Source organism: Amycolatopsis thailandensis (assembly GCF_002234405.1).
GTDB classification, from domain to species: domain Bacteria; phylum Actinomycetota; class Actinomycetes; order Mycobacteriales; family Pseudonocardiaceae; genus Amycolatopsis; species Amycolatopsis thailandensis.
In genome coordinates, this window is sequence record NZ_NMQT01000147.1 from 20,263 (window position 1) to 37,736 (window position 17,474).

Consider the following 17,474-nt stretch of genomic DNA (forward strand, 5'->3'; position numbering starts at 1 on the left):
GTTCTTCTACCTCCCTGCTCAGCGCTTCTTGCCGGTACGCCGGCGGCGGACGATCATGGCGTCGGAAGCCTTGCGGCGGCGGGTGCGGCCTTCGGGCTTGCCGTTCGGGTTCACCGGGTGGCGACCACCGGAGGTCTTACCCTCACCACCACCGTGCGGGTGGTCGACCGGGTTCATGACGACACCACGGACAGTGGGGCGCTTGCCGCGCCAGCGGTTACGGCCCGCCTTGCCCCAGTTGATGTTCGAGTGCTCGGAGTTGCCGACCTCGCCGATGGTGGCGCGGTTGCGCACGTCGACGTTGCGGATCTCGCCCGACGGGAGACGAAGCTGGGCGTAAGGCCCGTCCTTCGCCACCAGCTGCACCTTGGCACCGGCGGACCGCGCCATCTTCGCGCCGCCACCGGGGCGGAGCTCGATCGCGTGGATCACGGTGCCGACCGGGATGTTGCGCAGCGGCAGGTTGTTACCCGGCTTGATGTCGGCGCGGGGGCCGTTCTCGACCGTGTCACCCTGCTTGAGCTTCTCCGGGGCGATGATGTAGCGCTTCTCGCCGTCGGCGTAGTGCAGCAGCGCGATCCGAGCGGACCGGTTGGGGTCGTACTCGATGTGCGCGACCTTGGCGGGAACGCCGTCCTTGTCGTTCCGGCGGAAGTCGATCAGCCGGTACGCGCGCTTGTGGCCACCGCCCTTGTGCCGGGTGGTGATCTTGCCGCTGGAGTTACGGCCGCCGGACTTGCTCAGCGGACGCAGCAGCGACTTCTCCGGGGTGGACCGAGTGATCTCGGCGAAGTCGGAGACGCTGGAACCGCGACGACCCGGGGTCGTCGGCTTGTACTTGCGGATGCCCATGTGTCAGCTCAGTCCTTTACGCGGTGGGTCCGCCGAAGATCTCGATCGGCTTGCTCTCAGCCGAAAGAGTCACGATGGCGCGCTTGGTGTCCTTGCGCTTGCCGAAGCCGGCGCGAGTCCGCTTACGCTTGCCCTGGCGGTTGGCCGTGTTGACGCTGACCACCTTGACGCCGAACACCTTCTCGACCGCGATCTTGATCTGGGTCTTGTTGGCGTCCGGGCGGACGATGAACGTGTACTTGTGGTCCTCGAGCAGCCCGTAGGACTTCTCGGAGATCACCGGCGCGAGCAAGATGTCGCGGGGATCGGGGATGGCGATCGCACTCACTGCTCGTCACTCCCTTCAACCTCGCTCGACCGCGCGCTGGCCTTCGCGCCCTTGCCCCGGACGGGGCCGGCGACGAACACGTCGTAAGCGGCCTTGGTGAACACCACGTCGTCGTTGACCAACACGTCGTAGGTGTTGAGCTGGTCGGGCGTGATGATGTGGACCTCGGCCAGGTTCCGCAGCGAGTTCCAGCTGAGCTCGTCGTCGCGGTGCAGGACCACGAGAACGCGCTTGGCCTGGGTCAGCGCGGCGATGGCGGCCTTGGCGGACTTGGTGGACGGCTTCTCGCCGGTCACCAGTTCGGTGACGACGTGCAGCTGTCCGGCACGGGCCCGGTCGGAGAGGGCGCCACGCAGAGCGGCGGCCTTCATCTTCTTCGGGGTCCGCTGGGTGTAGTCACGCGGCGTGGGGCCGTGGACGACGCCACCACCGGTGAACTGCGGCGCACGGGTCGAACCCTGGCGGGCGCGGCCGGTGCCCTTCTGGCGGTACGGCTTCTTGCCACCACCGCGGACTTCACCGCGGGTCTTGGTGTCATGCGTGCCCTGGCGCGCGGCGGCCAGCTGGCCCACCACGACCTGGTGCATGAGGGGCACGTTGGCCTGCACGTCGAAGATCTCCGAGGGGAGCTCGACCGTGCCGTCGGCTTTACCGGCCGGGGTCTTCAGCTCGACGCTGGTCATGTTCAGTTACCACCCTTCGCGGCGCTGCGAACGAACAGCAGGCCGCCCTTGGGACCGGGCACGGCGCCCTTGATCAGCAGCAGGCCGTCCTCGGCACGCACCGCGTGCACGGTCAGGTTCTGCGTGGTGACCCGGTCGTTGCCCATCCGGCCCGCCATGCGCAGGCCCTTGAAGACGCGGCCCGGGGTGGCACAGCCACCGATCGAGCCGGGCTTGCGGTGCACGGCCTGGGCACCGTGGCTCGCGCCCTGGCCCTTGAAGCCGTGACGCTTCATGACACCGGCGTAGCCCTTGCCCTTGCTGGTACCGGTCACGTCGACCTCGATGCCGGCCTCGAACACCTCGGCGGTGATCTCCTGGCCGACCTCGTAGGTCTCGGCGTCGGTGGTACGCAGCTCCGCAAGGAAACGACGCGGGGTCACGCTCGCCTTGTCGAAGTGGCCGGTGCGCGGCTTGTTCACCCGGCGCGGGTCGACCGCGCCGAAAGCCAGCTGCACGGCCTTGTAGCCGTCGTTCTCCTGGGTCCGAACCTGGGTGACCACGTTCGGCCCGGCCTGCACGACGGTCACCGGGACGACCCGGTTGTTCTCGTCGAAGACCTGGGTCATGCCGAGCTTGGTGCCCAGGATGCCCTTCACTTGCCTGTCAGACATGAGTCTCTTACTCTCCGCCGCTCGCCAGCCGCTGCTACTGGATGTTGACGTCGACGCTCGCCGGCAGGTCGATGCGCATGAGCGCGTCGACCGTCTTCGGCGTCGGGTCGAGGATGTCGATCAGACGCTTGTGCGTGCGCATCTCGAAGTGCTCGCGCGAGTCCTTGTACTTGTGCGGCGAGCGGATGACGCAGTAAACGTTCTTCTCGGTGGGCAGCGGCACCGGCCCGACAACACGGGCGCCGGTACGCGTGACCGTCTCGACGATCTTGCGTGCCGAGGTGTCGATCGCCTCGTGGTCGTAGGCCTTGAGCCGGATGCGGATCTTCTGTCCCGCCATGGTGGCTGCTCGTTCCTTGTCGTCTCGTGCCGCTTTTGTCTTTTCAAACCTCAGCCTGGCTGAGGTTTTCCCAGTTCAACGGCCCTGTCCCCGGTCCACGCGGTCGGGCGTGTCGTGCCCGACGCACAGACGGATCCCGCGGGATCTTCGTCTTGCCTGGTCTTCCTCAACGTGAGGAGGCATCGAGCCGGCTGTGAAGCTTGGATCGCCGTCTCAAACGCCCTTGCCCGCTAGCCTCACCCGAAGGAAGTGCTCCGCGGACCGTGGCCACTCATACCAGGGCGGCCGGAACCCGATTTCCGAAGAAGTACGGGTTCGGCCGCCCCAGGACGAGCAACCTGAATAGTGTCGCACACGTGATTTGACGCCCCTAACCCGGGGGTGTATTGACCCCGGGCGGGGCGTCTAAATCACTTGTTGATCTTGGTGACCTGGCCGGCGCCGACGGTCCGTCCACCCTCACGGATGGCGAAACGCAGGCCCTCGTCCATGGCGACCGGCTGGATCAGCACGACGCTGATGTCCGTGTTGTCGCCCGGCATGACCATCTCGACACCCTCCTTGAGGGTGACGACGCCGGTCACGTCCGTGGTACGGAAGTAGAACTGCGGGCGGTAGTTGTTGAAGAACGGGGTGTGACGGCCACCCTCGTCCTTCGACAGGATGTAGACCGAGCCCTCGAACTCCGTGTGCGGGGTGGTGGTGCCCGGCTTCACGACGACCTGGCCGCGCTCGACGTCCTCGCGCTTGATGCCGCGGACCAGCAGACCGACGTTGTCGCCGGCCTCACCCTGGTCGAGCAGCTTGCGGAACATCTCGACACCGGTGACGGTGGTCTTGGTCGACTTCTCCTTGATGCCGACGATCTCGACCTCTTCGTTCACGTTGACGCGGCCACGCTCGATACGGCCGGTCACGACCGTGCCACGGCCGGTGATCGTGAAGACGTCTTCGATCGGCATCAGGAACGGCTTGTCGAGCTCGCGCACCGGGTCCGGCACGTTCTCGTCGACGGCCGCCATGAGCTCGAGAACGCTCTCGCCCCACTTGGCGTCGCCCTCGAGGGCCTTCAGGCCGGAGACCTTGATGACCGGAGCGTCGTCACCCGGGAAGTCCTGGGAGGACAGCAGCTCGCGGACCTCGAGCTCGACGAGCTCCAGGATCTCCTCGTCGTCGACCATGTCGGCCTTGTTCAGCGCGACCACGATGTAGGGCACGCCGACCTGCTTCGCGAGCAGCACGTGCTCACGGGTCTGCGGCATCGGGCCGTCGGTCGCCGCGACCACGAGGATCGCGCCGTCCATCTGCGCCGCACCGGTGATCATGTTCTTGATGTAGTCCGCGTGACCGGGGGCGTCCACGTGGGCGTAGTGACGCTTCTCGGTCTGGTACTCGACGTGCGAGATGTTGATCGTGATGCCGCGCTGCTTCTCTTCCGGCGCGTTGTCGATCTGGTCGAACGCCGAAGCGGTGTTCAGCTCGGGGTACTTGTCGTGCAGAACCTTGGTGATCGCCGCGGTCAGAGTGGTCTTACCGTGGTCGACGTGACCGATGGTCCCGATGTTGACGTGCGGCTTGGTCCGCTCGAATTTCGCCTTCGCCACTGGAATGTCCTCCTGGACTGTTTTGCTTACTCACCGGCCAACGTGGCTGTCGGACGGAGATTCGTTTCTTACGGATACCGCGGACGTTCAGGAGTGTTCCTTATGCCCGCGAGCGGACGGGAACTACTCCCCCGTCGCCTTCGCGATGATTTCCTTCGCGACGTTCGCGGGAACCTCGGCGTAGGAGTCGAACACCATGGAGTAGTTGGCACGTCCCTGCGTACGCGAACGCAGGTCGCCGACGTAGCCGAACATCTCCGACAGCGGGACCAGTGCCTTGACGACACGGGTACCGGCGCGCTCCTCCATGGCCTGGATCTGGCCACGGCGGGAGTTGAGGTCGCCGATCACATCGCCCATGTAGTCCTCGGGCGTGGTGACCTCGACGGCCATCAGCGGCTCGAGGATGACCGGACCGGCCTTCTTCGCGGCTTCCTTCATCGCCATGGAACCGGCGATCTTGAAGGCCATTTCCGAAGAGTCGACCTCGTGGTACGCGCCGTCCAACAAGGTGAACTTCAACCCGACGAGCGGGTAGCCGGCCAGCACGCCGTACTGCATGGCGTCCTGCGCGCCCGCGTCGACCGACGGGATGTACTCCCGCGGCACGCGGCCACCGGTGACCTTGTTGTCGAACTCGTAGAGGGCACCGTCGGTGGACTCGAGCGGCTCGAGCTTGACGATGACCTTCGCGAACTGACCGGAACCACCGGTCTGCTTCTTGTGCACGTAGTCGAGCTTCTCGACCGTCTTGCGCACCGTCTCGCGGTAGGCGACCTGCGGCTTACCGATGTTCGCCTCGACCTTGTAGTCGGACTTCATGCGGTTGACCAGCACCTCGAGGTGCAGCTCGCCCATGCCCGCGATGATCGTCTGGCCGGTGTCCTCGTCCAGGTTGACCTGGAACGTCGGGTCCTCTTCGGCCAGCTTCTGGATCGCCAGGGACAGCTTCTCCTGGTCGGCCTTGGTCTTCGGCTCGATCGCGACGCGGATGACCGGCGCCGGGAACGTCATCGACTCGAGGACGACCGGGCTCTGCGGGTCGGCGAGGGTGTCACCGGTGGTGGTGTCCTTCAGGCCGATGACCGCGTAGATGTGGCCGGCCTGGGCCTCGTCGACCGGGTTCTCCTTGTTGGAGTGCATCTGGAAGAGCTTCCCGATGCGCTCCTTGCGCTCCTTGGTGGCGTTGATCAGCTGCGCGCCGGAGGCGACCTTGCCCGAGTACACCCGGATGTAGGTCAGCTTGCCGAAGAACGGGTGCGCGGCGATCTTGAACGCCAGAGCGGAGAACGGCTCATCGACGGACGGCTTCCGGGAGACCGGGGTCTCACCGTCGGGCAGCGTGCCCTCGACGGCCGGGACGTCCAGCGGCGACGGAAGGTAGTCGATGACCGCGTCGAGCATGGGCTGGACGCCCTTGTTCTTGAACGCGGAACCGGTGAGCACCGGGTACGCCTCGCGGGCGACGGTGAGCTTGCGGATACCGGCCTTGATCTCGGCCTCCGTCAGCTCTTCGCCCTCAAGGAACTTCTCCATCAAGGAGTCGTCGGTCTCGGCGATGGCCTCGACCAGCTTCTCCCGGTACTCGGCCGCCTTGTCGGCGAGCTCGGCCGGGATCTCCTCGACGGCGTAGTCCTCGCCCTTCTGGACCTCGCCGCGCCAGGTCAGCGCCTTCATGCGGACCAGGTCGACAACGCCTTCGAACTCGTTCTCGGCGCCGATCGGCAGCTGGATGACCAGCGGACGGGCGCCGAGGCGCTCCTCGATGGTGCGGACGGTGAAGTAGAAGTCCGCGCCGAGCTTGTCCATCTTGTTGACGAAGCAGATACGAGGAACCTCGTACTTGTCCGCCTGACGCCAGACCTGCTCGGACTGCGGCTCGACACCTTCCTTGCCGTCGAAGACGGCGACGGCACCATCGAGCACGCGCAGCGAACGCTCCACCTCGACGGTGAAGTCGACGTGGCCCGGCGTGTCGATGATGTTGATCTGGTGGTCGGCCCAGAACGTGGTGGTGGCAGCCGAGGTGATGGTGATACCCCGCTTCTGCTCCTCCTCCATCCAGTCCATGGTGGCGGCGCCATCGTGGACTTCACCGATCTTGTAGTTGACCCCGGTGTAGAACAGGATCCGCTCGGTGGTGGTGGTCTTACCGGCGTCGATGTGGGCCATGATGCCGATGTTGCGGACCTGGTTCAGGTCGGTCAGCACTTCACGTGCCACGAGAGTGTTCCCCTGTCTCAAAATTGGGGCCCGGCAAGGCTTTGACCCGAAGGACGGGCGGCGCCACCGGACTGATTACCAGCGGTAGTGCGCGAAGGCCTTGTTGGACTCGGCCATCTTGTGCGTGTCCTCGCGCCGCTTCACGCTGGCGCCGAGGCCGTTGCTCGCGTCGAGGAGTTCGTTCTGCAGACGCTCGATCATGGTCTTCTCGCGGCGGGCCGCGGAGAAGGAGACGAGCCAGCGCAGCGCGAGGGTGGTGGAGCGTCCCGGCTTGACCTCGATCGGCACCTGGTAGGTGGCACCACCGACGCGGCGGCTCTTCACCTCGATGGTGGGCTTCACGTTGTCGAGGGCGCGCTTCAGCGTGACGACCGGGTCGGTGCCGGTCTTCTCGCGAGCGCCTTCGAGGGCGCCGTAAACGATGCGCTCGGCCAGGGACCGCTTGCCGTCCTTCAGCACCTTGTTCACCAGCTGGGTGACCAGCGGGGATGCGTAGACGGGGTCAGAGATCAGCGGCCGCTTCGGGGCCGGACCCTTGCGGGGCATTAGCTCTTCTCCTTCTTCGCGCCGTACCGGCTGCGCGCCTGCTTACGGTTCTTGACACCCTGGGTGTCGAGCGAACCGCGGATGATCTTGTAACGGACACCCGGCAGGTCCTTCACACGACCACCGCGCACGAGCACCATCGAGTGCTCCTGCAGGTTGTGGCCTTCACCGGGAATGTAGGCGGTGACCTCGATGCCGCTGGTCAGCTTCACACGAGCGACCTTGCGAAGCGCCGAGTTCGGCTTCTTGGGGGTTGTGGTGTACACGCGAGTGCACACGCCACGCCGCTGCGGGCTCCCCTTGAGGGCCGCGGTCTTCTGCTTGGCAGCCTTGTCCTGGCGGCCCTTACGGACCAGCTGCTGGATCGTGGGCAATGGACCAGCTTTCTGTTCGCGATCTTGCTACTACGTGTTGTCTCCGGCCCCCGCGGTCGGGCGTGTCGGCCCGCGTCACGGTCTTGCGACCGGTAACTTCCCGTAGGGATTTTCCGTCGGATCCCGTGTGGGCGAAGCCTTGGAACCGGATGCCTGAGCACCCCGTTCATGCCGCACGGCACACGGGACGGCCCGACGCCTGCCGGGCACGGTCTCCAAAGATACCCGGCCACTTCCCGGCCGACCAAGTCGGGGGGTCGATAACTATATCGTGCCGGGCGTCACGCCGCGGCCACCCTGATGGAACGGCGTTTCGGGCCGGTTCATTCCACCTCCGGCCTTCACCGGAGACGCCGGGCTCCCGCCGTTCAGTCCTCGTCGGGCTTGGCGTGGTCCGCCCGGCCCGGGTGCGGATCCCGGTTGAGGTCGATCAACGGGTGAACGGGCGCCCCCTCCGGCGCCGCGTGACTCCCCCGCCGGGGTTCTTCGGTGCTTTCCTGCTGCTCGGCGTCCACGACGCCCTCCCCTCGTTCGTACTGTTACCGCCCTGCTCGGCCGACCACGCTACCTATTCCCCCGTCGGGTGAGCCGGATGGATCCGGAAAGCACACCATCGCGTCAAACAGGTGAATGGGTCACGATGACACCGGTCACAGTGATGGCCGGACGACGCACCGCAAGCACGGGGAGGCTCCATGTCGGCCGAGTTCGAACAACTCGTCGCGGAATTCGAGAAATTCCAGTCCAAGATCAAACAGGCCGAGACGCAGTTCGCGAAGGTCGGCGAAATGCAGGGGGAACTGGCGGAACTGGAGTCGGTGGCGTCGTCGCCGGACCGGTTCGTCACCGTCGTCGCGGGCCCCGGAGGCTCCGTGAAGGACATCCGCCTGTCCCCGGAAGCCCTTCGGCAGCAACCACAACAGCTCGCCGCCGCCATTCTGTCCACATTGCACACCGCGGTGGCCGACGCGGCGCGGAAGCAGGCGGGGATCGTCGACGCGCAGTTCGGCGGGACCTTCCACACGAACGTCGAAGAACAGGTGCTCGAAGCCCAAGCGGAAGCGATGGGAACCACGAAGGAAGAACTGCGGTCTCAGATGTCGGAGGAGCCACCACAGGGCACCACTCGCCGCCCTCGCAACGAGGACGACTTCAGCGAGGACACGGTGCTCCGGCGGTCGGACGAACCGACTCCCCAGCGTCCGGCGGCGGGCAGGGATTCGGCCGGTGACCAGTTCCTCAAGAACCTGTTCGACGAGGAGGACCACTGATGACCGGACCAGGCGCCGGCGGGCACTCGGTCAAGACGCAGGCCTTGACCGACTACGCGAACAAGCTCGGCTATTACAAGGACGAGGCGGGCAAGTTCGGCGGCCTCGTCGACCAGGCCGACGTGACGGACAAGTCGTGGGGCCTGATCGGGCTCGCGGTGAAGCAGACCTACACCGGCAAGCTCGCCGACCTGCGCGAACTGCTCGAACTGATGAAGACCGGGGTGGACTCCTTCTCCGGGAAGATGACCCAGGCGGCGTCGATCTACAACGGCTTCGAAAACGACGCGACGATCACCCTGGGGAAGTACGAAGCCAAGATCGACGGACCGAAGTGAGCTGGGGGACGGCATGACCGACGAGAAGGCGAGTATCGCCGGCGGCGTCAAGATCACGGGTGACGACAGCTTCGGCAAGAACGCGCTCGACGCGGCGAAGAAGGTGCCGATCGCGGGCAAGGGCGTCACCACGGTCGCCAACGCCTACGACAAGTTCAGCGCCGCGCAGGGCCCCGGCGACCTGGTGGCCGCCGGTGGGCAGCTGGTGCAGGACGGCGCCGGTTTCATCGCGGGCGCGGGCGCGGATCTGGCGAGCTTCGTGCTCGACCCGGTCGGCTGGCTGGTCAGCAACGGCCTGAACATCCTGATCGAGCTGATCCAGCCGCTGCAGGACGCGCTGCATTTCGTCACGGGTGACGGTCCGGCGCTCAAGACCGCGGCTGGCAACTTCGGCAACATCGCGAAGGGCTTCGTCACGCTGGCCGACGACTTCGTCAAGACCGGCGACGAGTCGCTGAAAGACTGGGTGGGCGACGCGGGCGACGCCGCCCGGAACGCGCTCGGCGACTTCGCCGTCGGCATCAAGGGCATCGGCAACAGCGCCGGGACGGTGGCCGAGACGCTGCAGATGTGGTCGATGGTGATGACCGTCATCGAAGAGGTCGTCAAATCGATCATTTCCGAGCTGGTCACCTGGGCTATCTACATCTGGCTGCCCGCGCTGGCCGCGTCCGTCGTGAGCCTCGGCTCGTCGGTGGCGGGCGCGATGACCGCGACGATCGCCAAGGCGGCGAGCGCGATGAGCAAGATCACCAAGCACCTCGGCAAGCTCGGCAAGCTGCTCGACAAGTTCATGGGCTTCATGCTCAAGTGGACCGATGACCTGGTGAAACAGGGTTCGAAGCTGACGAAGGCCGGCAAGATCGGGATGACGCCCGGGCAGGAGAAGTCGATCGTCGGCGCGTTCGCGAAGGGCTCCGGGACGCAGCTGGGCACGTTCGGCGACGCTGCGAAGGACGTCTTCAAGAGCGTGCCGAACCAGGCGATCAAGCAGGTGGTCGGGGTCAATCCCGCCGACCTGTCCAAGGGATCGGCGTACCAGGGCAAGGCCGGTTTCGACTTCGTGAACAAGACCATCGACAACTCGCGGACCACCATCACCGGGCAGGAGTACGGCGACACCGGCGGGCACCACAGCGAGAAGGAGACCCGCGAGAACCTCGACATGGACCAGTAGGGTCGCCCGATGGACGATCAGCTGGCCGGGCCGTGGCTCATCGCCGGTGGTTACACCCTGGCCCTGGCACTGCTGCTGCTCGGCGGGCGGTTCGACGGACGGCGGCCGACAGCGGCCGCCGTCAGTTATGCCCTCTGCGGGATCCTCGTCTCCGAGACGTCGCTGTACTGGCTCTCGGCGGGGTCTTCGGTTCCCGGCTGGCTGTGGTTCGCGTTCCCGCTGGTCATCGCGGCTCTGGCGGCGTGGCGGGGGTATCGGCAGAAGACGTGGACCGGCAGGCTCGGCGGGTCCGGTGAGCCTTCGTTCGGTGCGCTTCCCGTGCGGGGGATCGCTGTCACGGGGGCGTCGCCCGACTCCGTCGACACGGCGGTCGAGTTCGGGCACAACGGGCATCGGCTGCTCGGGGTCGAGTACCGGCTCAACGGCTCGACGGACTTCCCGGACCTGGCCAGGACGGCTGACCTGATCGGTGGGACGTACGCCCTGATCCAGCTGCGGACGCCTGTCGTGCCGTCGGTCGTCATCACCCCGGTCGTCGGTGCTTTCGAACCGGAGCGGTTCACGCCGCTGGAGGACTCGCGGATCACGCGGAACACCGTCGGGGCGCCGAAGCCGGACGCGTTGCTTCAACGGTTCGAGACCGGCACGGAGTTCGACCGCCGGTTCGCCGTGACGACGTCGGATCCGGAGTTCGCCGCGGCTCTGCTCTCCCCCGGCGTCCGTGAACTGCTGACAAGCGACCCGTGGTTCCGGGTCCGCGAGGTGGCTTTCCACGGTGGATCACTCTGGACCTGCGAAGCCGGGACGCTGACCGAAGAGATGATGTTCGCCGATTCCCGGCGTCTGGCCGTCCTGGCGTCCACAGTGGACTGGGAGGACGCGGACTTCCGTTCCGCCTCGAAGGCTTCGGACACCAGCGACGCCGGATGGCTCGGTGGACGGCGGGGGCCGCTCGCCGGGCTCCGCGTCCCGCTCAACGCGCGCCGGGAAGCGACAGGCCGTCAGCCGCTGTCTTCGCTGTCTCTGGTGGCGCGGACCGTCGTCGCGCTCGCGCTGGTGCTGCCCGGGCTGGCGCTCGCGGTGAACTCGCTGACCGCGTTGACCGGGCTCGCCCCCGAGGCGCGGCTCACCGTGACCGCGACCCTGCGGGCGGAGGCGGGCACGTCGAACTGCACCAGTTGCGGCAACGGCAACCTGGTGGACGGCACGTACGAACTCGACGGCGAGACGCACGAGGTCAAGGACCTGCGGTGGATGTCGTTCGGGAACTTCCCGGAGCGGGGCGACGTCGTCGACGTCTCCGTGACGCCGCTGTGGTGGCATCCGCTGATCGAGGGCAAGGACACGGGCGTCATCCTGCTGCTGATCGGCTTGACCCCCGTCCTGGCCGGTGCCCTCCTGGCCAAGGCCACCTACCGCCCGCGCCCGCGTCGCGTTTAGCGGGCTAAACGCGATCCGGCAGGGCCGGGGCCAGGGACTTCGCGAAGTAGTGGTGCGCGAAGGGCTCGTCGTTGAAGGGCTCGACCGTTTCGTAGCCGAGGCGCGCGTACAGGGCCCTGGCCTCGACGAGGTCGTCACGGGTGTCGAGGCGGATCAACGTGGCCCCGAGGCCGCGGGCGACGTCCTCGGCGGCGGCCACGAGCAGCGCCGCGCCGCCCTTGCCGCGCTCGGCCTTGCGGAGGAAGACGTGGGTGAGTTCGGTGATGTCGGGGGCGGCGACCCTCAGGCCGGCACACCCGGCGAGCACCCCGTCGCGCCAGGCGAGGAGGAAGGCGCCGGTCGGCGGGGTCAGGTCCTTGCTGTGGTGCTCCTCGAGGGCGGCGTCGAGCTCCTCGTCGGTGATCTGGCGCCCGTAGAAGCGAGACGCGATTTCATCCAGGTACTCGCGCAGCAGCTGGGCGGCGTCCGGGTGATCGACGGGGGTGACTTCGAAGCTCCAGGTCATGGCCCCATTCTGCCCACCCGTGCCACCTGTTTTCCCGACCACCGGATCGCGATTAGGGGGCTAAACGCAAGTCGGCCTCCCGCCGCACCGGATCGCGTTTAGCCCGCGAAAGTCGACGCCGGTCGCCAGGCGCCCAGATCGCGATTAGCGGGCTAAACGCAGGTCGGCGGGGTGGGTCAGGAGGGGGCCAGGCGACCGGCGCAGGTCGCGACCTCGCCCGGGACGGACTTCTCGGACGTGACGACGGCACCGCCCACGGCCACCCGGCATTCGACGGCGCCCTCGCCCTGCCCCATCACCTGGACGGTCGGCGGGGTGCCGGTGTTCTTCCACGTGAGCTCCTTGCGCCACGGCAGCGTCACCTGAAGTTCCTGGTGCACGAGCCCCAGCCCGTTCGAGTCGTAGACGACGGTCGCGGTCCCCGTCCCGACGAGCTCGTAGGCGATCTGCCAGTCGTTCGACACCGGCCGCGGCTGCGCCTGGCTCAGCGTCCGCGTGATCGTGCGATCCGGCTCCCGCGACGGCGCGGCCTCGGTCGGCTCGCCGACGACGGCCACACCCTCCGCTTGCGGTTCCTCACCGCCGTTGAGCACCACCACACAGGTCGCGAGCGCGGCCACCACGATCCCCGCGATGGCGATACGCCCGATCAGTTGTCTGTCGGCCATCAATTCTCCTCTCTGGCGGTGCCGGCGGCGCGGCCCCGGGATCAAGCCGGTGCCGCGCCGCCACGGGGATCAGGACGGCAGCAGCTTGCCGGGGACGCCGTTGAGCGACTGGACGAGACCGAGCACCGGCACACCGAGCGGCGCGAACGTCCAGATGTTGTTGAGGTCGCTCGTGTCGGGTTCGTCGACGACCACGACGTCGTTCGAGGCTTCCTGCGCCGCGAGCGCCGGGGCGGCCGAGCCGAGCACGACGAGACCGGCGAGCGCCGCGCCGGTGACCGCGCGGACGAAGGTCTTCTTCATGAGATTCTCCTTTGCTGGTAACGGTTTTACGAAATCGGCGTGATGATCCCGTAGATCGGGGCGAGCAGGTCGGTGGGCACGGGAACGGTCGGGCCGAGCAGACTGCCGAGGTCGACACCCGGGATCAACCAGACCGCGGGGTTGCCGCCACCGGTGGGCAGACCCGGCAGCGGGTCGGCCGAGGCGACGCCGCCGGCGAGTCCGGACAGCGCGCCCGCGACGGCGAGCGGCAGCAGCACACGGGCCGCGATTCGCTTCATCTCTTCTCCCTTTTCTTCACCGCTGCTGGAATCGAGCGGAATCCTTCACCGCAGTACCGAGCTGACCGGCACGATCGTGCCGTCGGGGATCCATTGGCCCGCGTAGTTCCGGTCGGCGATCATCCCGACGGCGTGCGGTTCGCCGGGGTACATCGGCATCGCGTTGACCTGGGCCGCCGCGAAGATCTGGACATCTCCGTTCAGCGGGGCGCCCAGCCAGTTCCGGAAACCGCCGAGCGTGGGGCTTTCGCCACCGAAGGCGTTACCGGCGGCGACGGCGAAACTCACCGCGGCCTGCTCGCGCGGGTCGAACCTCAGCGGCACCGAGGAGCTGGCGACGGAGTTGACGATCGGCCCGTTGAGCAGCCAGGGCGCCAGGTACAGGCCGTACTGGTGGGTCGGTTTGAGCCGCTGGGACTCGGCCGCGCGGGTCATCGCCGTGTAGCCGCCCGCCCAGCCGGACACGACGACCAGAGCGGTGTTCGGGCCAGCCTCGGCCTGCACCGGAAGGCCGGACCGTGCCGCGGTCTCCCGGACCAGCTTCGCGGCGGCGACACCGCGCGGCGAGTCGTCCTCGACGAGCGTGAGCGCGGAAGGCTTGCGTGTGGCGAGGAACTCGACGAGTTTGACGAGGGAACCGCTGTCCTCACCCGAAAGCGCGTCCGCGGGGCAGGAAGTGAGGACTTCGCGGCGGTCGGCGATCAGGCCGCCCAGCGCGGCCGAAGCGCACTCGGGCGCGTCCGTGTCCGCGATGGCGTGGCCTTGCCCGTCACCCGCGTCGACCTCGATCGACGTCTTCTCCTCGCCGCGGCTGATGATCAGATCGCTCCGGCCGTTCGGCAGGTCGACCTCGGCCCAGGTGCCCTCGGCACCGGGTCGCACGATGGCCTTGCCGATCAGGCCGCCTTCGATTCCGGCGGAAAGTTCGTCGCCCGCGCTCGCGGGGAAGTGGACGAGGTTCTTGCCGGGCCGCTGCGGGCTCACCAGTACCGGGAACCGCTGGTCACCGATGGAGGCCTCGGAGAGCAGCGCGACGCCGGGAATCGGCGGTTCGGGCGGCTTGGGGATGGCGGCGAGGGCGCTCCAGGCAACGAAACCGACGGTCACCGCGGCCGCGCCGAGCCGATAAGCACGCGTGGAATCCTTGCCCGCGAAGAAGAATCCGGCGACAACGGTGGCGATGACAGGCAGCGCGGCGATCACCAGCAACGTCACGCCGAAGAGTGAGCCGTAGATCCTGCGGTCGAATCCCAGGCCGGAAGAGAGCAGCTGAACCGCGCCCGCGACGACCAGAAGTCCGCCCAGGGTCAGGGAAAGCGGGCCGAGCCGGAAGTTCGTCTGGCGCCATCGCTCCGCGGGCACCCAGACGGAAAGAACGGTGACGCCGAACCACAAAGCCGCGGCCGCGACGTAGACGGTGTCGATGGCGAACTCGACGCCCGTCCGCCCGAGTGAGGTTTCGAGCACGACGAGAGCGGCGAGCGCGAGGGACGCCCAGCGACCGGCCGACGGCCACCGGATCAGGACGGGAATGGCCAGCGCGAGCACGAGATGCACGATCAGCGCGATGACGTTGACGTCGGTCGCGAAGGCGGAAACCGCGGCGAGCGCGGCGGAAACCCCGCCGAGGACGGCGATGGTGAGTCGCAGACGCCGGGGCAGCTCGCCCACCAGCGGACGAAGGATTCCCGTGCCGGCCAGGAAAGCGGTCGCCAGAAGGAGGCCTAGCCGAAGCAGGACCAGGGCGATGCCGACTCCGGCCGAACCCGAGCTCGCCGGTATGACGTGGTGATCCATGGGGACCTTCTCCGGGTAGATCGGCGGGGTCGTGGGTGGCGGAGTGTGCCCGCCACCCACGACCTTCCGCGCCGAGCAGGGTTACTTGAGATCCGCGTCAGCCACGACGAACAGTTCGGAGTGCGGCTTGGCGTTGCCGAAGGACCCGTGCGGCCAGGTCTTCCGGTTGAAGTTGATCCCGACCTGTCCGGTGAACTCGTCCCGGAAGTTCTGGTCGACCGCGATCTTCCCGTCCTCACCGAGGTTCAGCAGGTTGACCTTGTGGTCACCGTCCAAACCGGACCGTGCGACGAAGTAGTTCGACACCGCGAGGTGCTGCGGCTTGTCGGTCTCGCGGTAGTAGCCGTCGCCATCGAGCACGAAGTTGTCGTACGCGCCCCAGTGCGGGCCACCACCCGGGGTGCCCGGGTTGATCGGTGCCGCGCCGACGACGGTCGGCAGGTCGCCGCCACCGCCCTGCTGGGACTTTTCCTTCGTGTCGATCCGGCCGTCGATGTTCTCGACCTTGTCACCCGCGGCAAGCAGCTTCTGGATGTCGAGGACGTACACGCCACCGGTGGTGCCGGGGTCGTCCGGGCCGAGCGCGCCCTTGGACCGGCCGGTGATCGCGCGGTAGAGGTACTTGTCGTCGGGGCTGGTCTGGATCCAGCCGCCGTTCGAGCCGCCACCGTTGGAGTCGTTGTTCGGGTGGATCGCCTTGTTCGCGGCGCCGTCGTCGAACACCTGGATCCAGTGCGGCTCCTTGGCGGTGATGTCCGGCGTGTAGAACACCGCGCCGCCCTGCATGGTCTGGGCGAACGCGCCCTTGTGGCCCGGCAGGTTGGTCACCGTGGTCTCCATGACCGCGCGGCTTTCGGCGTGCAGCGGGTCCGCGGGATCGGCGCGCGGGCCGTCCGGCAGGTACGAGACCGCCTTGAGCTTCGGCTTGTTGCGGTCGGAGATGTCCCACGTGCGGACGGTCGGCCGCCGCAGATACGGCGACGGCTGCTTCACCGGGTCGAGAATGATGTTGCGAGGCTCGGCGTAGTCGCTGGTGACCAGGGTGTTGAGGTCCTCGCGCGCCTGGATGCCGTGCGGGTTGGCACAGGTCGGCTTGTCCAGTTGCGGGAGGTTGTCGCACAGCTTCTTGTTGTCGCCCTGCGGTGTGGCCGCCGGGGACTCGGAGAGCACCTGTGCGTTCTGGTCGAAGCGGACGACTTCGCCGGGACTGCCGGCGAAACCGTTGCCCACCACGGTGGAACCGTTGGCGTAGGTGTGCGGGCCGGGCACGACCGGGCCGCCCATGTACGTGCCGTACGCGGTGCCGTCCTTGAGGACCCAGTACGCGTCCGGCACGGAACCGCCGAGGGTCTGGGTCGGCAGGCTGACGCCCTTGAGTTTCAGTTGCGGCAACGCGGAAACGTCGAAGGCGTACGTCGCGGCGGCGAACAGCGCGCCGGCGTAGATCGTGTCGCCCTTGTGCCAGACGTACTGCATGTGGTGCGGCTCGTTCTCGACGAGCGGCCCGACGGTGGCGGTGTTGACGACCTTGCCGTAGGTCGGCGAACCCTGCGTCGCGTCGATCACGGCGAGGAAGTCCGGACCGGGCAACGCGTTCTTGATCTTGTTCAGGCCCCCGCCGAGCGAACCCGGCAGGTTCTTGACGTCCTTGACCAGGGTGTCGGCGATGTTCTCGTCACCGGCCCAGACCAGCAGCCACTTCTTGCGCTTGCCGTCGGCGCTCCGGGACGCCGCGACGTCCTTGGACACCAGGTGGTTCTGGACCCAGTACTCCTTGCCGTCGGCCGCCTTCTTCGCGTCCTTGACGACCTGGACGTCGGCGTAGGCACTCGTCGCGGAACCGGTATAGGTCACCGTGCCCACGGCGAGCGCCACCGCCATGGCGCCTATCGCCACTTTTCGCCACTTGGGCGAGTTGGATAGCATTCTTTCTCCCTGTTTTCGCTACCGAAGCGCCAGACAATCGGCACACCTCTCCCCGATTCGCACAGGTGTCACCGGCACGAATTAAAGGGAAAGCCATCAGCCGCCGGTTCGCACAGGAAACCGTTGCGGCACAGCGGAAAGTGTCAGCGCACGGAGAATCGGCGCATCCGATTCGAATACGCGGAT

20 protein-coding genes are annotated in these 17,474 nt (G+C 67.2%); 4 read left to right on the plus strand and 16 right to left on the minus strand.

Going from position 1 to position 17,474, the window contains the following annotated elements:
- Positions 1 to 18 precede the first annotated feature (18 nt).
- From rplB to CFP71_RS36540, 10 genes are all read right to left on the minus strand, one after another.
- Complete coding sequence (gene rplB, locus CFP71_RS36495) at positions 19 to 852, minus strand: 50S ribosomal protein L2 (RefSeq protein WP_005166779.1); 834 nt, start codon at positions 850 to 852, stop codon at positions 19 to 21.
- 16 nt (positions 853 to 868) lie between these two features.
- Entirely contained in the window at positions 869 to 1,180 is a 312-nt protein-coding gene (gene rplW / locus CFP71_RS36500; RefSeq protein ID WP_005166778.1) for a 50S ribosomal protein L23, read from the minus strand.
- Complete coding sequence (gene rplD, locus CFP71_RS36505; protein ID WP_005166776.1) at positions 1,177 to 1,863, minus strand: 50S ribosomal protein L4; 687 nt, start codon at positions 1,861 to 1,863, stop codon at positions 1,177 to 1,179. Before rplD ends, rplW begins: the two co-directional genes overlap by 4 nt.
- A 2-nt stretch (positions 1,864 to 1,865) precedes the next feature.
- Positions 1,866 to 2,516 (minus strand): 50S ribosomal protein L3, encoded by a 651-nt coding sequence (gene rplC / locus CFP71_RS36510; RefSeq protein ID WP_020633317.1) that lies wholly within the window; start codon positions 2,514 to 2,516, stop codon positions 1,866 to 1,868.
- A gap of 34 nt (positions 2,517 to 2,550) precedes the next feature.
- A complete protein-coding gene (gene rpsJ / locus CFP71_RS36515) occupies positions 2,551 to 2,856 on the minus strand; it encodes a 30S ribosomal protein S10 (protein ID WP_003102098.1) in 306 nt (101 codons plus the stop codon).
- Positions 2,857 to 3,266: 410 nt separating this feature from the next.
- The gene (gene tuf, locus CFP71_RS36520) at positions 3,267 to 4,460 is read right to left on the minus strand and encodes an elongation factor Tu (protein ID WP_093938477.1); all 1,194 of its coding nucleotides are present in this window, start codon (positions 4,458 to 4,460) and stop codon (positions 3,267 to 3,269) included.
- Between the two features lie 123 nt (positions 4,461 to 4,583).
- A complete protein-coding gene (fusA, locus tag CFP71_RS36525; protein ID WP_093938478.1) occupies positions 4,584 to 6,683 on the minus strand; it encodes an elongation factor G in 2,100 nt (699 codons plus the stop codon).
- Between the two features lie 75 nt (positions 6,684 to 6,758).
- Positions 6,759 to 7,229, minus strand: coding sequence for a 30S ribosomal protein S7 (rpsG, locus tag CFP71_RS36530; RefSeq protein ID WP_005166770.1), 471 nt, complete (start codon positions 7,227 to 7,229; stop codon positions 6,759 to 6,761).
- A complete protein-coding gene (gene rpsL, locus CFP71_RS36535) occupies positions 7,229 to 7,603 on the minus strand; it encodes a 30S ribosomal protein S12 (protein ID WP_003102113.1) in 375 nt (124 codons plus the stop codon). The genes rpsG and rpsL overlap by 1 nt, the downstream gene beginning before the upstream one ends.
- A 368-nt stretch (positions 7,604 to 7,971) precedes the next feature.
- Positions 7,972 to 8,118 (minus strand): hypothetical protein, encoded by a 147-nt coding sequence (locus CFP71_RS36540; protein ID WP_093938479.1) that lies wholly within the window; start codon positions 8,116 to 8,118, stop codon positions 7,972 to 7,974.
- 180 nt (positions 8,119 to 8,298) lie between these two features.
- On the opposite strand from CFP71_RS36540, the gene CFP71_RS36545 reads away from it, so the two are divergent.
- From CFP71_RS36545 to CFP71_RS36560, 4 genes are read left to right on the plus strand one after another with little or no spacing between them, the layout of a single operon-like run.
- Complete coding sequence (locus CFP71_RS36545) at positions 8,299 to 8,874, plus strand: YbaB/EbfC family nucleoid-associated protein (RefSeq protein WP_093938480.1); 576 nt, start codon at positions 8,299 to 8,301, stop codon at positions 8,872 to 8,874.
- Positions 8,874 to 9,212 (plus strand): hypothetical protein, encoded by a 339-nt coding sequence (locus CFP71_RS36550; RefSeq protein WP_093938481.1) that lies wholly within the window; start codon positions 8,874 to 8,876, stop codon positions 9,210 to 9,212. Before CFP71_RS36545 ends, CFP71_RS36550 begins: the two co-directional genes overlap by 1 nt.
- Positions 9,213 to 9,225: 13 nt before the next feature.
- Positions 9,226 to 10,389 (plus strand): hypothetical protein, encoded by a 1,164-nt coding sequence (locus tag CFP71_RS36555; protein WP_093938482.1) that lies wholly within the window; start codon positions 9,226 to 9,228, stop codon positions 10,387 to 10,389.
- A gap of 9 nt (positions 10,390 to 10,398) precedes the next feature.
- Positions 10,399 to 11,829, plus strand: a complete 1,431-nt coding sequence (locus tag CFP71_RS36560; protein WP_093938483.1) for a hypothetical protein — start codon at positions 10,399 to 10,401, stop codon at positions 11,827 to 11,829.
- A gap of 4 nt (positions 11,830 to 11,833) precedes the next feature.
- Here CFP71_RS36560 and CFP71_RS36565 read toward each other — a convergent pair whose 3' ends face one another.
- The 6 genes from CFP71_RS36565 to CFP71_RS36590 form a co-directional block, all read right to left on the minus strand.
- Positions 11,834 to 12,334 carry a GNAT family N-acetyltransferase gene (locus CFP71_RS36565; protein ID WP_093938484.1) on the minus strand — a complete coding sequence of 167 codons (501 nt, stop codon included), beginning with the start codon at positions 12,332 to 12,334 and terminating at the stop codon, positions 11,834 to 11,836.
- A gap of 176 nt (positions 12,335 to 12,510) precedes the next feature.
- On the minus strand, positions 12,511 to 13,002 hold the full coding sequence (locus CFP71_RS36570) for a hypothetical protein (protein WP_093938485.1): 492 nt from the start codon (positions 13,000 to 13,002) through the stop codon (positions 12,511 to 12,513).
- Between the two features lie 69 nt (positions 13,003 to 13,071).
- Complete coding sequence (locus CFP71_RS36575) at positions 13,072 to 13,305, minus strand: hypothetical protein (RefSeq protein ID WP_093938486.1); 234 nt, start codon at positions 13,303 to 13,305, stop codon at positions 13,072 to 13,074.
- Positions 13,306 to 13,331: 26 nt separating this feature from the next.
- Complete coding sequence (locus CFP71_RS36580; protein WP_005166754.1) at positions 13,332 to 13,565, minus strand: hypothetical protein; 234 nt, start codon at positions 13,563 to 13,565, stop codon at positions 13,332 to 13,334.
- Between the two features lie 45 nt (positions 13,566 to 13,610).
- Complete coding sequence (locus CFP71_RS36585) at positions 13,611 to 15,362, minus strand: hypothetical protein (RefSeq protein WP_093938487.1); 1,752 nt, start codon at positions 15,360 to 15,362, stop codon at positions 13,611 to 13,613.
- 81 nt (positions 15,363 to 15,443) lie between these two features.
- Positions 15,444 to 17,243 carry a hypothetical protein gene (locus CFP71_RS36590; RefSeq protein ID WP_093938488.1) on the minus strand — a complete coding sequence of 600 codons (1,800 nt, stop codon included), beginning with the start codon at positions 17,241 to 17,243 and terminating at the stop codon, positions 15,444 to 15,446.
- Positions 17,244 to 17,474 lie beyond the last annotated feature (231 nt).

Coding starts and splice junctions, on each gene's coding strand:
- CFP71_RS36555 (WP_093938482.1), top strand. CDS start 9,226: ATGACCGACGAGAAGGCGAGTATCGCCGGCGGCGTCAAGATCACGGGT.
- CFP71_RS36585 (WP_093938487.1), bottom strand. CDS start 15,362: ATGGATCACCACGTCATACCGGCGAGCTCGGGTTCGGCCGGAGTCGGC.
- CFP71_RS36545 (WP_093938480.1), top strand. CDS start 8,299: ATGTCGGCCGAGTTCGAACAACTCGTCGCGGAATTCGAGAAATTCCAG.
- CFP71_RS36550 (WP_093938481.1), top strand. CDS start 8,874: ATGACCGGACCAGGCGCCGGCGGGCACTCGGTCAAGACGCAGGCCTTG.
- CFP71_RS36570 (WP_093938485.1), bottom strand. CDS start 13,002: ATGGCCGACAGACAACTGATCGGGCGTATCGCCATCGCGGGGATCGTG.
- rplB (WP_005166779.1), bottom strand. CDS start 852: ATGGGCATCCGCAAGTACAAGCCGACGACCCCGGGTCGTCGCGGTTCC.
- CFP71_RS36565 (WP_093938484.1), bottom strand. CDS start 12,334: ATGACCTGGAGCTTCGAAGTCACCCCCGTCGATCACCCGGACGCCGCC.
- CFP71_RS36575 (WP_093938486.1), bottom strand. CDS start 13,305: ATGAAGAAGACCTTCGTCCGCGCGGTCACCGGCGCGGCGCTCGCCGGT.
- rplD (WP_005166776.1), bottom strand. CDS start 1,863: ATGACCAGCGTCGAGCTGAAGACCCCGGCCGGTAAAGCCGACGGCACG.
- rpsJ (WP_003102098.1), bottom strand. CDS start 2,856: ATGGCGGGACAGAAGATCCGCATCCGGCTCAAGGCCTACGACCACGAG.
- rpsG (WP_005166770.1), bottom strand. CDS start 7,229: ATGCCCCGCAAGGGTCCGGCCCCGAAGCGGCCGCTGATCTCTGACCCC.
- CFP71_RS36590 (WP_093938488.1), bottom strand. CDS start 17,243: ATGGCGGTGGCGCTCGCCGTGGGCACGGTGACCTATACCGGTTCCGCG.
- rplC (WP_020633317.1), bottom strand. CDS start 2,516: ATGTCTGACAGGCAAGTGAAGGGCATCCTGGGCACCAAGCTCGGCATG.
- CFP71_RS36580 (WP_005166754.1), bottom strand. CDS start 13,565: ATGAAGCGAATCGCGGCCCGTGTGCTGCTGCCGCTCGCCGTCGCGGGC.
- CFP71_RS36560 (WP_093938483.1), top strand. CDS start 10,399: ATGGACGATCAGCTGGCCGGGCCGTGGCTCATCGCCGGTGGTTACACC.